Genomic DNA, 260 nt, shown 5'->3' on the forward strand with positions numbered 1-260 from the left:
GCCCTGGCGCGAGGCACTGACGAAGTTGATTTCGGAAATGTACTTGGTCACCACACGCTGGTTGCCCAGCTGGACAATCGCATAGATCGCCGCTTCTTCGTCGATCCAGCGCAGCAGGCTGCCACCGAACAGGGTGCCGTTGGGGTTGAGGTCTTCGGGTTTTACCCACTTACGGGTGTGGAAGTTCATGGCGGCTCCGCGGTTGAGGTGGGTGAACGATAGTGCTGCGCCGCCAGCTTCAAGCTTCAAGCCACAAGCTG

1 protein-coding gene is annotated in these 260 nt (G+C 59.2%); it reads right to left on the bottom strand.

Annotation, left to right across the window (positions count from 1 at the left end; translation table 11 throughout):
- The coding region (locus tag AC0L20_RS41245) for an acyl-CoA thioesterase (protein ID WP_282598395.1) at positions 1 to 189 on the bottom strand (189 nt) is incomplete at its 3' end.
- Positions 190 to 260: the final 71 nt, after the last annotated feature.

The sequence above is a fragment of the Bradyrhizobium sp. Kon58 genome, from assembly GCF_055807455.1.